Origin of the sequence: Enterobacter sp. kpr-6 (genome assembly GCF_900116015.1) — a bacterium.
Classification (GTDB): Bacteria; Pseudomonadota; Gammaproteobacteria; order Enterobacterales; family Enterobacteriaceae; genus Enterobacter_D.
This window is the reverse complement of sequence record NZ_FOYH01000006.1, coordinates 184,974-200,860: the sequence shown is the minus strand read 5'-3', so window position 1 is coordinate 200,860 and position 15,887 is coordinate 184,974. Positions and strand designations below refer to the sequence as shown.

Sequence of the window (15,887 nt, the reverse complement as noted above, 5' to 3'; positions counted from 1 at the left end):
TCCCCTCTCACTGAGGGAGAGGGGACAAATCGAGCGCGGACTTGCCCTTCCCCCTCTCCCTCAGGGAGAGGGCCGGGGTGAGGGTGAGAGATAAAGAAACATAACCTGTACCTACAACATCAGAGGCAAATCTATGAAAAGCCCAACAAACGCCGCAAAACGCTGGCTGTACATCATGCCAATCGTGTTCATCACCTACAGCCTGGCGTATCTCGATCGCGCGAACTTTAGCTTCGCGTCAGCGGCAGGTATTAACGAAGATCTGGGCATCACCAAGGGCGTTTCATCGCTGCTCGGCGCACTGTTCTTCCTCGGCTATTTCTTCTTCCAGATCCCGGGGGCGATGTATGCCGAACGCCGCAGCGTGCGTAAGCTCATCTTTGTCTGCCTGATTTTGTGGGGGGCCTGCGCGTCCCTGACCGGCGTGGTCAACAATATCCCGGCACTGGCGGCGATCCGCTTTATCCTCGGCGTCGTTGAAGCCGCCGTCATGCCCGCGATGCTGATTTACATCAGTAACTGGTTTACCAAATCAGAACGCTCGCGGGCGAACACCTTTTTGATCCTCGGCAACCCGGTCACGGTGCTGTGGATGTCGGTGGTTTCCGGCTACCTGATCCAGTCCTTCGGCTGGCGTGAAATGTTCATTATTGAAGGCGTGCCGGCAATCATCTGGGCGTTCTGCTGGTGGGTGCTGGTGAAAGATAAACCGTCGCAGGTGAACTGGCTGGCGGACGATGAAAAAGCGGCGTTGCAGGCGCAACTGGAAAGCGAGCAACAGGGCATCAAAGCCGTGCGCAACTACGGTGAAGCCTTCCGTTCACGCAATGTGATCCTGTTGTGCGCGCAGTATTTCACCTGGAGCATCGGCGTGTATGGCTTTGTGCTGTGGCTGCCTTCGATTATCCGCAGCGGCGGCGCAAACCTCGGGATGGTGGAAGTGGGCTGGCTCTCCTCGGTGCCTTATCTGGCGGCGACCATCGCGATGATCCTTGCGTCCTGGGCGTCCGATAAACTGCAAAACCGTAAACTCTTTGTCTGGCCACTGCTGCTGATCGCTGCGTTCGCCTTTATCGGTTCCTGGGCCGTGGGCGCAAACCACTTCTGGGTTTCCTATACGCTGCTGGTGATCGCAGGTGCGGCCATGTATGCCCCTTACGGCCCCTTCTTCGCCATCATTCCTGAAATGCTGCCGCGTAACGTTGCGGGTGGCGCAATGGCGCTGATCAACAGCATGGGCGCACTCGGCTCATTCTTCGGCTCGTGGTTTGTTGGCTATCTCAACGGCTCCACCGGCAGCCCGGCGGCCTCGTACATTTTTATGGGAGTGGCACTTTTCGTTTCAGTGTGGCTTACTTTGATTGTTAAGCCTGCTAATAATCAAACTCTGCCGGTGGGCGCGCGCCACGCGTAATCGCACCGACCTCTATTATTATTTGGGAGAACCGCATGAAGCCGTCCATTATTCTGTACAAAGCCATGCCTGATGATCTGCAACAGCGTCTGGAAGACCATTTCACCGTTACCCAGGTTGCCAACCTGAACCCGGAAACGGTGCAACAACACGCAGAGGCGTTTGCCAGTGCAGAGGGTTTGCTGGGCTCCAGCGAGAAAGTGGATGCGGCTCTGCTGGAAAAAATGCCCAAACTGCGTGCCACCTCCACCGTGTCTGTGGGCTACGACAACTTTGACGTGGACGCGCTGAATGCGCGTAATATTCTGCTGATGCACACCCCTACCGTGCTGACCGAAACCGTGGCCGATACCATGATGGCGCTGGTGCTGACCAGCGCGCGTCGGGTGGTGGAAGTGGCGGAGCGCGTGAAAGCGGGCGAGTGGACCAAAAGTATCGGCCCGGACTGGTTTGGGATTGATGTGCACCACAAAACGCTCGGTATCGTCGGCATGGGCCGCATCGGTCTGGCGCTGGCGCAGCGCGCGCATTTTGGCTTCGGTATGTCCATCCTCTACAACGCGCGTCGCCATCACCCGGAAGCCGAAGAGCGTTTCAACGCGCGCTACTGCGAGCTGGATACGCTGTTAGAAGAAGCGGATTTTGTCTGCCTGGTGCTGCCGTTAACGGATGAAACGCACCACATGATTGGCGCGGAACAGTTCGCAAAAATGAAGTCGTCAGCGATTTTCATCAACGCCGGACGCGGCCCGGTAGTGGATGAGCAGGCGCTGATTCAGGCGCTGAAAACCGGGGAGATCCACGCCGCCGGGCTGGATGTGTTTGAGCAGGAACCGCTGCCTGCCGACTCGGAACTGCTGTCGCTGCCGAACGTGGTCGCCCTGCCGCACATCGGCTCCGCCACCCACGAAACGCGCTATAACATGTCGGCGTGTGCGGTGGATAACCTGATCGATGCGCTCAACGGCAAGGTGGAAAAAAACTGCGTCAACCCACAGATCCTGAAGTAAACCCTGTGGGCTGCTTGCCTGCGGGATGCAGGCAGGTAGACTATCGCGAAAAAGCGCCAGGGAGGGACAGAAGATGGATATTCTTAATCTTTTTCGCGATATTCGACTCAATAAAACTGAAATTGCCGCGCTGCGTTATATTCAAAATAACACCGAACAGTGTCTGAAAGAGGGCGTCCGTACCGTCGCGGCACAGTGTTTAAGCAATCCCTCATCGCTGGTACGTCTGGCAAAAAAACTGGGTTTTAGCGGCTGGCTTGAGATGGTCTATTTCATCAAGTTCAATATCACCCAACCCAGAATGGATGTCACAACCGACCGGGATTTCATGCGTATTCAGCCTGAAGAGAGCATCCAGACGCTATTTCGGCACCTCAGGTCGGGAAAGCTGCTTATTCACGGCAGCGGTTTTTCTCAGTTAATCGCGCAGTATATTTATAATAAATTCCTGGTGACGGGCGTTAATGCCAGCCTGGCGCTGTGGCCTGATTATGAAATACTGGAGCAGAAAACAGCGGCCAAATTCGATGCCATCTGGATTATTTCTAAATCCGGGCGCAGTTCATCGGCGCTGAGTTGGGTGAAGTCACTGGAGCATAAGAATATCGAGCTTGTCTGCTTTACGGGCGATCACCAAAGCCCTCTGGCGCAGGCTGCCAGTACCGCCATCATTGTTCACGATCCGCAAAAATATGATGACGATATTTACTGGTCCAATCCTTTTTTTGGCTACTGTATTTTGAGTTTTGAGCAACTGCTTAAGCAGTGGTTTGAAGAAGAATCCGCCGCCAGGAAATGATCCCGCAGGACAGAAAAACGATATTCCTCCGGCGCGGGGAGCTGGCAATAAACCGGGCTGGCAAAGAAAACGGTTTGATTATCCAGTCGCCCTTCCAGCCGGAAATAATTCCCCGGCTCAAGATTCACGCAGGCGGTAAACTCCCTGCCCGCACGTTCCATAATACACTCGCCATTGTGAAGTAAACGCCATACCAGCGCAGGGACTTCGCTGTGCGCCTCAAATTCCACGCTGCCGCGCACCTCACTGCCGGGCACTATTTCTTCTGACGACTGCCGGAGGGTTAACCGGCAATTTGCCCCGTTATCAACGAGCGTATGCCCGTTTTTTAAACCGGAAAGCAGGCCGGCAATGCTCAATGCCTTGCAATAGATTTTGGTTAGCGGCTGGCCTAAGGGATAAATTCCGGCACCGTTTTCTTTATGCGCGTCACTTCCCCCCACGGCAGTTAAGCGATGGCCCCGCTGCCAGAGAAAATCAAAAAAGCGGATGGCTTTTTCATTATCAATCGGCTGATCGGCCAGATGGGGCGCGTTAATAACTTCCAGCAGATGAATGGCGCGTAAATCAAAATCGTGCGCCAGCGATATACCGGCGGCGAAAGGATGGTTTATGGCGATCAGCGCTCCCGTGGCGGCAATATCCCGGTGAAGCGTCGTCAGCGCCTCATTTTTACTTTTCGCCCCGGCAAAATAGCGGCTGTAATCAATAAATTGCCGCACGCCGAACACATTATAATGAACGTCATTATCAAACGTCAGTTCAGTCGCCGGGATCAGAATCGGCGCATCTGCCGGAAAATGGGTCGTGATAATCGAATGGTCGGTTAATGCCATAAAATCAAGGCCCAGCTCGCGGGCGCGACGGTGTATCTGCTGCAACGACACCCGGCCATCTGACCAGGCGCTGTGGGCATGAAGGTCGCCGCAATACCACCCGGCATGCGGATTAATGATCTCATCCCAGGATTTATCCAGTACCGCAATGGCATTTGGTTGAGGATCATCTTGCACGCTGGCACACAAATGAACCTCATATTCGATTTCTCCGGAAATAAATCCGGGTTTTACTACGGTGAATGTCCACTCGCCATCCACTATTTCGCCGGGCAGCGTATTATTTGAACCCGCATTAAATGCTTCGCGTATATGGTAATCCCTGATGCGGGTTTTCCAGGTTAATACTGCCCGGATATGCCCCCGGGGATCTTTCACAACCAAAAAATAATGCTCAAATGGCCCTGCACACAGCGTGATATCTATTCCCTGAACGTTGCGAACAGAGATCGTGACAGGAAAGACCTCATACCCGGCTGCGCTAAAATGATGATGAATACGCATCAGGAGATCCCCAGTTGTTCACGAACATCAACGGCAATGCTGCATACATCCGGCCCGTAGACAATTTGCACCGCGTTTTTGCCAATGCGCACCACACCCATGGCTTTAAGGTTATTCTTCCAGTGAGCATCCGCTGCCATTAGCTCTGCGTTGACCAGAATAATGCGCAACCGTGAAATACAGTTATCAACTTCCACAATATTCTCACGCCCACCCAGCGCGGCAATAATGCCTTCAGATAACGTTGGCGCTGCCGTGCCGTTTTTAATTTTCTCATTGTAGTCCTGCTTGGTATAAAGACGGATTTCTTCGTCCTCAGCGGTATCTTCCCGGCCCGGCGTTTTGATATTGCAGCGTACAATCAATGTTCTGAACAACGCGTAAGAGATAATGAAAAACAGCGGGAACAACCAGAGGAAAGGCCAGATATTGAGCTTCTCAGGCCGCAGAATAAAGGGGATCCAGTCTTTGATATTCCCCTGATAAATCGACACCTGGCAAAACTCAGACAGCACTTCGCCAATGGCGGCCAAAGGCGCAAACACAAGAAAGTAAAGCCAGGGTGCAATAAACAGAAAGGTGAATAAAATCGGCTCGGTAATACCAAAAACCACCGTGGAAACCACCACCGAGATCAGCAGTGCCGCGACTTTTTTCTTATTTTCTTTGCGCGTCGTGTGGTACATCGCCAGCGCAATGCCCGGGTAAATAGCAAAGTTAATAATGGCATTACCGCCCATAAAAGCCCGCACCAGAAGTTTACCCGGTTCTGGCGAGGCAAGTTGCGCCATCTGGATCGCAGAGGTGCCCGAAACAATAACGCCGTCGACCACAGCCGTACCGCCAAGCTGCGTCCAGCGAATTGGCAACGATAATAAAGGGTGCATGCCAAACGGAATTAATATTTCATTTGTTGCCCGATACACAAATGTCCCCAGCAGGCCGGATGAGTGCACAAACCCGGCAAAGTTACTGAGCATACCGCCAATAAATGGCCAGCCGACATAGAAAAATACACCCGCCGCCCCGCCAGCCAGTAAAGCTAAAATAGGCACGGTACGTGTACCAGAAAAGAACGCCAGCGCAGCAGGCAGCTTTGTATTATAAAAACGGGCATGAATAGCCGCGACACTAAAACCCACCGCTAATCCGCCAAATACGCCGGTCCGGTAGGTGAAATATCCCAGTTCAGTGGTGAATAACGCCGAAGCTTTTGTGGCTTCAATGGGCGACATTCCCTGACTGATAAAAGCGTCAATCGTCGTGCTGTCTGCGCTATACCCGTGAATTTTTAACAGAACTGACAGCGTCATTAACATAGAAAGATAAGCGACCACCGATGAAAACGCGGCCCAGCCCTGCTCTTTTTTCGCCAGTGAAAACGCCACGCCTGCGGCGTAAAGAATGCCGAGGTTTTTAAATATAACTTCGCCCAGGCCTTTAATGACCATAAAGGCTTTGTAGAAAACAGAACCGGACCAGGCGGCCCATTCCAGCCCCAGTGATTTCACCGTGACTTCCGATGTTAATGCACCGCCAATACCCAGTAACAGACCACCGATGGCGACAAGCGAAATTGGCACCAGCATAGCTTTTCCATACGTCTGTAATTTCTCTTTCATATCTCATTCCTGAATATAAAAGTCGTAAAATTATTATTTCCCTGAACCCCACGGCGGTTCGTTAAAACAACATTCAGACAGGGTTAATCGTGATTATTTCTGATAGAAAACGCATGCAGAAACAGCATCAGGTGAAATAAATACCCGACTGTGAAATTCCACGTCATTTCAATAAGTAACAGAGATCTCTGCTGGCGTTGTTATAACAACTCTGCTTTTTAAAAGGAACGGTGGGCTAATAAAAGGCACAGACAGTAATGAAATGAATACCTGTTTCAGAATGAGGGCAAAAAAAACCCGCCTGATGGCGGGTTAGGGAGATGATTTACTCTTTACTGCGTCGCAGTGATCGCTGCATTCCATGCCTGTGTGAAGGCCTGGTGCTGCGAGGCCAGCGGCCCAATCAGCGAGTTGTACTGGCTGGCCTGCTGTGAGGTCGGGAACTGGATACCGTTCGCCACAAAGCTCACCTGCGTATCCTGCTGGGCAATAAAATCGCCCACCTGAACCAGTTGCTGCGTGAAGATCTGCGCCGCCGGGATCAGCGGTTGCAGTGCGTTGGCAGGCTTAGTCACCACTTTGTCATACACCTGATCGTAAACCGGCTTCAAATCTTCAGCCTGTTTTAACGCGGAGCGTGACGCATCGGCCTGCATTTTTGCGTTCTGCAACTGCTGGCTTAACACGCCGAGGGAACCGTTCGCCTGACGCAGCGGTTCACGCTGCTTCATATAATCCTGAGGGACGCGGATGGCGTTCACGCTATCCACTACCGGGCGCAAGCCCTCGTCCATCGCCTGGCTAACCTGCTGCGAGTAGCCATAAATGATGGCGTAATCCGACACGAAGGGGCCAAACTGTTTTTTCTGATCTGCGGTCAGGGTGGGTAAGCGCTCACCACTGCGCATCGCTGTATTTTGCAGAAAATCAACGAACGCTTTGCGCTGATCGCCTTCTTTATCAAAACACCCACTCAGGCTAACTACCATTAATAGCGCCGCAAGAGGCGCAAACCAGCGAGAGCAGGACTTTCCTGTCGCCATTTTATTACTCCTTTCACCCAAAAAAGCGCACATCGGGACCCGTGTGCCTACGGGTTACAAGGATAGTCCAGGTCAGCTTTGCAAGATACCTTTTCCTGACGATCTTGCGAAGGAAACTCGCCCGCACGCCAGTGGACGCCGGATCCTTTAGCAACATTTTTTCCATAGATTGACAAATTTATACATCTTCGCGGCAGGTGCTGATTTTTAACGAGTTAGCTAATAGCAAAGTGCGTAAAAATGCATTTTTTGCGCATTAATTACGCTATCGGCACAATTAATTAGCGAGCAAAGATCCACAAAGATTTTTACCGACTATTCTTAAATTGCTCGATGTTTTCGCGATGCCGCGAAGTGATTTATTAGGAGTTCTCAATGGAATATAAAGATCCTATGTTTGAACTGCTGAGCAGTCTGGAACAGATCGTCTTTAAAGATGTACCGCAACATAAAGCCACGTTAAGCAAAAAAACGAATCCTTTCATGGAGTTCGAACAATTGCGAAAGGGAACGGGCTTAAAAATTGATGATTTCGCCCGTGTAATGGGCGTCAGTGTTTCAACGGTTCACGAATGGGAATCAAAACGGGTAAAACCGTCGTCAACTGAACTGAAGTTGATGCGATTGATTCAGGCAAATCCACGTTTAAGTAAGCAGTTGATGGAATAAATTATAATTTTTGTGCTTTAGGTGTTCCTGTCAGAAAAAACCCGCCATTTGGCGGGTTTTATGTTTCTGTGTCCTGACGGCAAAATCACTGCAACAGTGAAATATCGGCCACCTGCAGGAACAGTTCACGCAGTCTTGCCAGCAGCGTCAGACGGTTGAGACGCACCTGGGTATCTTCCGCGTTTACCATTACGCTTTCAAAGAACTGATCCACCGGCTCGCGCAGCGAGGCCAGTTCGATCAGCGCTTCCTGATAACGGCCTTCGGCGAAGAACGGCGTCAGTTTATCGCGCATAACCGCAACCTGCATGGCGAGACGGATTTCCGCATCGTCTTTCAGCACGGAGGCGTGAACGGTATCGTTCAGCGGCTCGCTGGATTTTGCCAGGATGTTGGAAACACGTTTGTTCGCTGCCGCCAGCGCTGCCGCTTCTTCCAGAGTGCGGAAGTGCGAAACCGCCTTCATACGCGCATCGAAGTCTGCCGGACGGGTCGGACGACGCGCCAGCACCGCCTGGATGGTATCCACGGTGTAGCCTTCATCCTGATACCAGGCGCGGAAACGACCGAGCATAAAGTCGATCACCTCATCCACCACCTTCGCGTTGGTCAGCTTGTCGCCGTACAGACGCACCGCTTCTTCGGTCAGGGTTTGCAGATCGAGGTTCAGGTTCTTCTCAACGATAATGCGCAGCACGCCGAGCGCGGCACGACGCAGCGCAAACGGATCTTTGTCGCCTTTCGGATGCTGACCGATGCCAAAGATGCCCGCGAGGGTGTCCATCTTGTCGGCAATCGCCACGGCGCACGCCACCAGGTTTGACGGCAGGGCATCGCCCGCAAAGCGCGGTTGATACTGCTCGTTCAGCGCAACGGCAACGTCTTCCGCTTCGCCGTCGTGACGCGCATAGTGCATGCCCATCACGCCCTGGGTGTCGGTAAATTCAAACACCATGTTGGTCATCAGGTCGCACTTGGAGAGCAGACCTGCACGTTCAGCGTGGCTTACGTCTGCGCCGATCTGCTGCGCAATCCAGCCGGAGAGCGCCATGATGCGGTCAGTTTTGTCTCGCAGCGTACCCAGTTGTTGCTGGAACAGCACGGTTTGCAGACGCGGCAGATTGTCTTCCAGGCGCTTTTTGCGGTCGGTATTAAAGAAGAATTCGGCATCCGCCAGACGCGGGCGCACGACCTTTTCGTTACCGGAGATAATCTGCTGCGGATCTTTGGACTCAATGTTAGAGACAAAGATAAAGTTCGGCAGCAGTTTGCCGTCGTCGGCATAGACCGGGAAGTACTTCTGGTCGCCCTTCATGGTGTAAACCAGCGCTTCAGCCGGTACCGCGAGGAATTTCTCTTCAAACTTCGCGGTCAGCACCACCGGCCATTCCACCAGAGAGGTGACTTCTTCAAGCAGGCTTTCGCTCAGATCGGCATTGCCGCCAATCTTACGTGCAGCCTCTTCAGCGTCGGCTTTGATTTTGGCTTTACGGGATTCGTAATCAGCCATCACTTTGCCGCGTTCCAGCAGGATCTGCGGGTACTGATCGGCATTGTCGATGGTGAATTCCGGCTCGCCCATAAAGCGATGGCCGCGAATGATGCGATCGGACGAAATGCCCAGAATGGTCGCCGGGATCACGTCGCTGCCGAGCAGCAGGGTCAGGGTATGCACCGGACGCACAAAGTGCACGTCGTTTGCGCCCCAGCGCATCAGTTTCGGGATCGGCAGTTTGGTCAGCGCGCTCGCGATCATGTTGGGCAGCAGCGCCTGCGCGCTTTCGCCTTTCACATGGGCGCGGTAGAGCAGCCACTCACCTTTATCGGTGGTCAGACGTTCAGCCTGGTCAACGGTGATCCCGCAGCCACGCGCCCAGCCTTCGGCCGCTTTGCTTGGCTTGCCTTCAGCGTCGAACGCCTGAGCGATCGCCGGGCCGCGTTTTTCTACTTCACGATCGGGCTGAGATTCCGCCAGATTCGCCACTTTCAGCGCCAGACGGCGCGGGGCAGCAAACCATTCAACGCCGCCGTGCGCAAGGCCGGCCGCGTCCAGTTCCGCAGTAACGTTCGCAGCAAAAGATTCCGCCAGGCTGCGCAGGGCTTTTGGTGGCAGTTCTTCAGTGCCAAGCTCCACCAGAAAAGTTTTTTCAGACATGGCCGCCTCTTATTTATTTCGGTTGCACATCGGGAAGCCAAGGGCTTCACGGGACGCGTAGTAAGCCTCTGCAACGGCTTTGGTCAGCGTGCGAATACGCAAAATGTAGCGCTGACGTTCAGTCACGGAGATGGCTTTGCGCGCGTCCAGCAGGTTAAAGCTATGGGCGGCTTTCAGAATGCGCTCGTAAGCAGGCAGCGGCAGCGGGTTTTCCAGCGCCAGAAGCTGCTGGGCTTCTTTCTCATACTGCTCGAAGCAGGTGAACAGGAAGTCCACATCGGCGTGTTCGAAGTTGTAGGTGGATTGCTCCACTTCGTTCTGATGGAACACGTCGCCATAGGTGGTTTTACCCAGCGGGCCGTCGCTCCAGACCAGGTCATACACGCTGTCCACGCCCTGGATGTACATCGCCAGACGCTCCAGACCGTAGGTGATTTCACCGGTGACCGGTTTACATTCCAGACCGCCAACCTGCTGGAAGTAAGTGAACTGCGTCACTTCCATGCCGTTCAGCCACACTTCCCAGCCCAGACCCCAGGCACCCAGCGTCGGGTTTTCCCAGTTATCTTCAACGAAGCGAATGTCATGAATGGTCGGATCCATACCCAGCTCTTTAAGCGAGCCCAGGTATAACTCCTGAATATTGTCCGGGGACGGCTTAATGACGACCTGGAACTGGTAGTAGTGCTGTAAGCGGTTGGGGTTTTCGCCGTAGCGACCGTCAGTGGGGCGGCGGGAAGGCTGCACATAGGCAGCGGCCATTGGCTCTGGGCCCAGCGCGCGCAGACAGGTCATCGGGTGAGAAGTACCTGCGCCCACTTCCATGTCCAACGGTTGAACAATGGTGCAGCCCTGGCGAGCCCAGTAATCCTGTAAGGTCAGGATCAGGCCCTGGAAGGTCCTGGTATCAAACTTTTGCATAGTATTTCGTGCTGGATACGGTGGATTTAAGGAAGTCGCCAGTATACCCGTTGACCGCAAGATATACAGTACGAAACGGGTTTGTTTAGGGAAAATTGGGTTTGTCGGGCGGCGGTTGGGCCTGATTAACGCATGGAAAGGTGTAAAAACTGCCCTTCGGTGTCGAAAGCGCAGACAAATCCTTCATCTCTCGGCGTAAAGCCGCGCATCTCGTAACTGGCCTGGAAACGCTCAAAACGCGTCACCGCAATATTCTGCGTGCCGGTGTTATAGCGGTGCGCCGCTGTCTCTTTGCATAACTGCTCCATAGAGAACGTGCGGGCCGGGCTTACGCGGGCAACCTGCGCTTTTTGCGGCGAATCCGACGGTGGACTGCTGCATCCGGCCAGCAGGCATAAAAGTGCCGGAAATAGACATTTCATCATCATTTTGAGTGCTGCCTCATTTGCGGGCTATTATTTTTGGTTATGGCACGTTTATCTGCGCTTGTTAACATTTTGCAAACACATCGCAAAGTGGACAAGCGCAAGCGGGTAAACTCAGAATTATCCAAAGTGATAAGGCAGGGAATGACCAGTCAGAACCTGTTTACGAGGGAAATTGGGGAAAGAATGCAGGCAAAAATTAACTGGATCGATAATCTGCGCGGGATTGCCTGCCTGATGGTCGTGATGATCCATACCACCAGCGGGTACATTACCAATGCTCAAAGCGTCACTCCCCTGAACTGGGATATTGCGAATATCCTCAATTCCGCCTCACGCGTCAGCGTGCCGCTGTTTTTTATGATCTCGGGGTATCTCTTTTTCGGTGAGCGCAGCGCCCGGCCGCGCCACTTTTTACGCATCGGTCTTTGCCTGTTTTTTTACAGCCTGCTGGCGTTCCTCTACATCACCTTTTTTACGTCAATTAACAGCGAGTTATCGCTCAAATATCTGCTGCAAAAACCGGTCTTTTACCACCTGTGGTTTTTCTTCGCGATTATTGTGATTTACCTGCTTTCGCCGCTGATTCAGGTGAAAAGCGTGAGCGCAAAAATGCTGCTGGCGCTGACGATAGTGATTGGGATTGTCGCCAACCCGAACACGGTGTCGGTCAAAACGGGCGGCGTGGAATGGCTGCCGATCAATTTGTATATCAATGGCGACACCTTTTACTACGTGCTGTATGGCTTACTGGGGCGCGCCATCGGCATGATGGAGACGCAGCGCAAATCACTGAACTGGCTGTGCGCGGCGGTGTTTATCATCGCGGTGTTCGCCATTTCACGCGGGACGCTGCATGAGCTGAGATGGCGCGGAAGTTTTGCCGATACCTGGTACCTTTACTGCGGGCCGCTGGTGTTTATCTGCGCCCTCTCCTTGCTGACGCTGGTTAAAAACACGCTTAACGATCGCGTTCTGCCCGGCCTTGGGCTGATTTCACGGCATTCGCTGGGCATTTACGGCTTTCATGCGCTGGTTATTCACGCCCTGCGCACGCGCGGGGTTGAACTGAAAAGCTGGCCGCTGCTGGATATTGTGTGGATTTTCACCGCCACGCTCGCCGCCAGCCTGCTGCTGTCAATGCTGCTACAACGCCTGGATACCCGGCGCTTCGTTAGCTGATGGCGCGCTGGCGGGCGCGATGAAACTGGCGTGGCGATGAGAATCCGGCCGCCTGAGCAGCGTGCTCGACGCCGCGCCCCTGAATCAGCCACTGCTCTGCAACGGCCAGGCGTAGCTGTTCAAGATAATCCCGCACGCTGATCCCTAAATGCTGCTGAAACAGCCGCGTCAGGTGGCGCGGGCTGACGTGCGCACAGGCGGCGATCTCCGCCAGCGACCAGCTTTTTTCCGGTCCGACGGTGAGCGCATCCTGCGCCCGGTGAATAGCCGGATGCAGATGGTTGCGATAGCGCAGCCACGGCGAAAGCTGCGGATCGTCCCCCGACCGGCGAAACCACACCACCATTTCACGCGCTACCGTTAACGCCATATCCGGCCCGCACAGGCGGTTAATCAGGTGCAGCGTTAAATCGATTCCTGAAGTGATGCCCGCACTGGTCCAGATGCTGCGATCCTCAATAAAAATCCGGTTCTCTTTGACCTGTGCCGTGGGCGCTGCTGCCCGCAGTCGGGCGATCACATCATGATGCGTGGTGCACTGGATGCCGTTCATCAATCCGGCTTTTGCCGCCAGTAACGAGCCGGAACAGACGCACATCAGGGTGATTTTTTGGCTGTGGATCAGCGGCTGCTGACGCATCAGCCAGTGGCGCACTTTTTCAGCCTGCGGCGTGGCAAAAAAGCGCGCGGAGTCGGATACACCGGGCAGCACCAGCAGGCTGCCTTCAGGAAGGGTATCCGGCAGCGGTGCGATGTTACTCATTGTGATACCAATGGAAGTCGGCACTTCGGCGTCTGGCCCGATAAAATGCAGGCGAAAAGCGTTGCCTGCCAGGGCAAAGGTTTCTGCCGGGCCGGTCATATCCAGCGACAGCACGCCCGGCAGCATCACGAACCAGACATCGACACTCATGCAAGCGACTCCAGGGTTTGGGTGACGGTTTTAATCTCCGCGAAACGGTCAGCCAGCACGGTTTCGGTGCGGTGACGCAGAGTTTCGCTATCCAGCGTAATGCCTTTGTGAGTCATCGGGAAGGTTAACGTCGCTTCACTGACAAAGGTGACGCGATAGCCCAGATCCGATGCCACCCGCGCCGTGGTTTCGCAGCACTGTTCGGTGCGCATCCCGCAGATAATGACGTGGTTAATGTCGCGGGCGCGCAGCCAGCGGTCAAGCCCGGTATCGGTAAACGCGTTATGCACTTGCTTGTGAAAGGTCACCGCAGCCCGGTGGCGCAGAAACGGCATCGGCGTGACAAAACCGCTTTCCAGCGAGAAGGGGCCGCTGCCGGCAACGTGGAAGACATCCACCACCGGGATAGTTGCCGCTTCACAGCCTGCGATCAGCCGCAGCATGGCCTGCTCAAACGCGGGGAGATCCTGCGTCTGCCAGAAGTCTTTGTGCACGAAGGATTGTTGGGTGTCGATGTTGATGAGCGCAGTACGTGACATTTCAGGACGCCTTATTCAGTGAGTGTAAGGCTATTCTGGCAAGGTATGAGGGGGTTGCTAAGACCAAAAAAGGACAGCATGAGGGTGTTTGAGGACGAGAGAAGAAGCACCCTCACCCCGGCCCTCTCCCTTAGGGAGAGGGAGAAAAGGCGGAACCGTGCGCGGGATTACCCTCACCCCGACCCTCTCCCTCAGGGAGAGGGAGAAAAGCGGAACCGTGCGCTGGATTACCCTCACCCCGGCCCTCTCCCTCAGGGAGAGGGAGAAAAGCGGAACCGTGCGCGGGGTTACCCTCACCCTGAGGGAGAGGGGGAAAGGCAAGCCCGCACTCGATCTGTCCCCTCTCCCCTGGGGAGAGGGTTAGGGTGAGGGGTAACGATGCTTAATACATCAACGGCAAAAGCTGCTGATAAATCCGGCGGAACGTCTCGCGGCGCGGAGCATAGTGTGCATGACGCGCAGCATCAGGCGTGTGCGCCTGCTCCAGAGACAGTTGCGGGAGCAGATCCGCCAGTGGCGTTTCGGGATTGCTGGCAATTTGCGCCAGTCGCGCTGCGCCCAGCGCCGGGCCGACATCGCCGCCGGTGCGATAATCAAGCTGTTGTCCGCTGATATCCGCCAGCATCTGCCGCCAGTATGCGCTTCTTGCACCGCCGCCAATCAGCGTCACGCTTTTTGGCGCGATCCCACAGGCGTGGACCACATCCATGCCGTCGGCGAGCGCATAGCCCACGCCTTCCAGCACCGCGCGCGCCAGTTCGTTTTGCCCGTGCTGATGGGTCAGACCAAAAAAGACGCCCTTCGCCTGCGGATTGTTATGCGGCGTGCGCTCACCGGAAAGGTACGGCAAAAACCACACGTCCCCGGCGTTCTCGTCAGCCTGCCGTGCCGCTTCGATCAGTGCAGGCACCGAGCCAAGCCCGGTCAGTTTTGCTGCCCAGTCGAGGCATGAGGCGGCGCTTAACATCACCGACATCAGATGCCAGCGCTGCGGCAGCGCGTGACAGAAGCTGTGCACCGCGCTTTCCGGCTTGCTTAAAAAGCCTTCGCTGACGGCAAAATAGACGCCGGAGGTGCCGAGCGAGAGCATCGCCTGCCCCGCATCCATCATCCCCACACCCACAGCACCAGCGGCGTTGTCGCCACCGCCTGCCACTACCGGGACCACAGACATGCCGAAGGATTGCGCCACTTCCGGCAGCAAGGTGCCGGTAATTTCACTGCCTTCAAACAGCGCGGGCATATGGTCGCGGGTGAGCGAACAGGCCGCCAGCATGGTGTCGCTCCAGTCGCGTTTTGCCACATCCAGCCACATCGTTCCGGCTGCGTCAGACATATCGCTGGCGTAGTCGCCGGTCATGCGCAGACGCAGGTAATCTTTGGGCAGTAAAACCTTCGCCACCTGTGCAAACACTTCGGGTTCATGGCGCTTTACCCACAGCAATTTTGGCGCGGTAAAGCCCGGCATCATCAGGTTGCCGGTAATGGCGCGGGAGTCCGGCACCTGGGTTTCCAGCAGGGTGCACTCTTCTGCGCAGCGGCCGTCGTTCCACAGGATCGCCGGGCGTAAAATACGGTCGTTTTTGTCCAGCAGGGTTGCGCCGTGCATTTGCCCGGCGATCCCGATGGCTTTCACCTGCGCCAGCGAATGCTGCAGGCCCAGGCCTTTCATTGCGCGTTCCGTCGCCAGCCACCACTGTTCGGGATCCTGCTCCGACCATAATGGATGCGGACGGGAAACGGTCAGCGATTCGGTCTGCGAAGCCAGAACATCGCCCTGCTCGCTGAGCAGGATGGCTTTCACACCCGATGTGCCCAGATCTATTCCGATATACATAGTGGCTAATCCTTAATG

The 15,887-nt window shown here is 54.8% G+C and carries 14 protein-coding genes; 5 read left to right on the top strand and 9 right to left on the bottom strand.

Going from position 1 to position 15,887, the window contains the following annotated elements; all coding sequences use genetic code 11:
* The first annotated feature begins 133 nt into the window (after nucleotides 1-133).
* From BM373_RS15510 to BM373_RS15500, 3 genes are all read left to right on the top strand, one after another.
* Complete coding sequence (locus tag BM373_RS15510; protein ID WP_090463115.1) at nucleotides 134-1,414, top strand: MFS transporter; 1,281 nt, start codon at nucleotides 134-136, stop codon at nucleotides 1,412-1,414.
* A 35-nt stretch (nucleotides 1,415-1,449) separates the two neighbouring features.
* On the top strand, nucleotides 1,450-2,424 hold the full coding sequence (gene ghrB / locus BM373_RS15505; RefSeq protein WP_090463112.1) for a glyoxylate/hydroxypyruvate reductase GhrB: 975 nt from the start codon (nucleotides 1,450-1,452) through the stop codon (nucleotides 2,422-2,424).
* 73 nt (nucleotides 2,425-2,497) lie between these two features.
* Nucleotides 2,498-3,223 (top strand): MurR/RpiR family transcriptional regulator, encoded by a 726-nt coding sequence (locus BM373_RS15500; protein WP_090463109.1) that lies wholly within the window; start codon nucleotides 2,498-2,500, stop codon nucleotides 3,221-3,223.
* Here BM373_RS15500 and BM373_RS15495 read toward each other — a convergent pair.
* From BM373_RS15495 to BM373_RS15485, 3 genes are all read right to left on the bottom strand, one after another.
* Nucleotides 3,154-4,563: a CehA/McbA family metallohydrolase gene (locus tag BM373_RS15495; RefSeq protein ID WP_090463106.1), complete on the bottom strand. Its 1,410-nt coding sequence runs from the start codon at nucleotides 4,561-4,563 to the stop codon at nucleotides 3,154-3,156. The two genes, BM373_RS15500 and BM373_RS15495, sit on opposite strands and share 70 nt — an antisense overlap.
* Nucleotides 4,563-6,185 carry a PTS transporter subunit EIIC gene (locus BM373_RS15490; protein WP_090463103.1) on the bottom strand — a complete coding sequence of 541 codons (1,623 nt, stop codon included), beginning with the start codon at nucleotides 6,183-6,185 and terminating at the stop codon, nucleotides 4,563-4,565. The genes BM373_RS15495 and BM373_RS15490 overlap by 1 nt, the downstream gene beginning before the upstream one ends.
* 332 nt (nucleotides 6,186-6,517) lie before the next feature.
* Nucleotides 6,518-7,228 (bottom strand): DUF3053 domain-containing protein, encoded by a 711-nt coding sequence (locus BM373_RS15485; protein ID WP_090463100.1) that lies wholly within the window; start codon nucleotides 7,226-7,228, stop codon nucleotides 6,518-6,520.
* Between the two features lie 375 nt (nucleotides 7,229-7,603).
* Here BM373_RS15485 and BM373_RS15480 point away from each other — a divergent pair, with 375 nt between their 5' ends.
* Nucleotides 7,604-7,897, top strand: coding sequence for an HTH-type transcriptional regulator (locus BM373_RS15480; protein ID WP_090463097.1), 294 nt, complete (start codon nucleotides 7,604-7,606; stop codon nucleotides 7,895-7,897).
* Nucleotides 7,898-7,982: 85 nt separating this feature from the next.
* Here BM373_RS15480 and glyS read toward each other — a convergent pair whose 3' ends face one another.
* The 3 genes from glyS to BM373_RS15465 form a co-directional block, all read right to left on the bottom strand.
* The gene (glyS, locus tag BM373_RS15475; RefSeq protein WP_090463094.1) at nucleotides 7,983-10,052 is read right to left on the bottom strand and encodes a glycine--tRNA ligase subunit beta; all 2,070 of its coding nucleotides are present in this window, start codon (nucleotides 10,050-10,052) and stop codon (nucleotides 7,983-7,985) included.
* A 9-nt stretch (nucleotides 10,053-10,061) separates the two neighbouring features.
* Nucleotides 10,062-10,973, bottom strand: coding sequence for a glycine--tRNA ligase subunit alpha (gene glyQ, locus BM373_RS15470; protein WP_042393986.1), 912 nt, complete (start codon nucleotides 10,971-10,973; stop codon nucleotides 10,062-10,064).
* Between the two features lie 125 nt (nucleotides 10,974-11,098).
* Nucleotides 11,099-11,401, bottom strand: a complete 303-nt coding sequence (locus BM373_RS15465; RefSeq protein ID WP_090463091.1) for a YsaB family lipoprotein — start codon at nucleotides 11,399-11,401, stop codon at nucleotides 11,099-11,101.
* A gap of 183 nt (nucleotides 11,402-11,584) precedes the next feature.
* Between BM373_RS15465 and BM373_RS15460 the strand changes: the two genes are divergently transcribed.
* A complete protein-coding gene (locus tag BM373_RS15460; protein ID WP_090463275.1) occupies nucleotides 11,585-12,580 on the top strand; it encodes an acyltransferase in 996 nt (331 codons plus the stop codon).
* Here the strand turns inward: BM373_RS15460 and BM373_RS15455 are convergent.
* From BM373_RS15455 to xylB, 3 genes are all read right to left on the bottom strand, one after another.
* The gene (locus BM373_RS15455; protein ID WP_090463088.1) at nucleotides 12,573-13,493 is read right to left on the bottom strand and encodes a GlxA family transcriptional regulator; all 921 of its coding nucleotides are present in this window, start codon (nucleotides 13,491-13,493) and stop codon (nucleotides 12,573-12,575) included. The two genes, BM373_RS15460 and BM373_RS15455, sit on opposite strands and share 8 nt — an antisense overlap.
* Nucleotides 13,490-14,032 (bottom strand): isochorismatase family protein, encoded by a 543-nt coding sequence (locus BM373_RS15450; RefSeq protein ID WP_090463086.1) that lies wholly within the window; start codon nucleotides 14,030-14,032, stop codon nucleotides 13,490-13,492. Before BM373_RS15450 ends, BM373_RS15455 begins: the two co-directional genes overlap by 4 nt.
* A gap of 382 nt (nucleotides 14,033-14,414) precedes the next feature.
* Entirely contained in the window at nucleotides 14,415-15,869 is a 1,455-nt protein-coding gene (xylB, locus tag BM373_RS15440) for a xylulokinase (protein WP_090463080.1), read from the bottom strand.
* Nucleotides 15,870-15,887 lie beyond the last annotated feature (18 nt).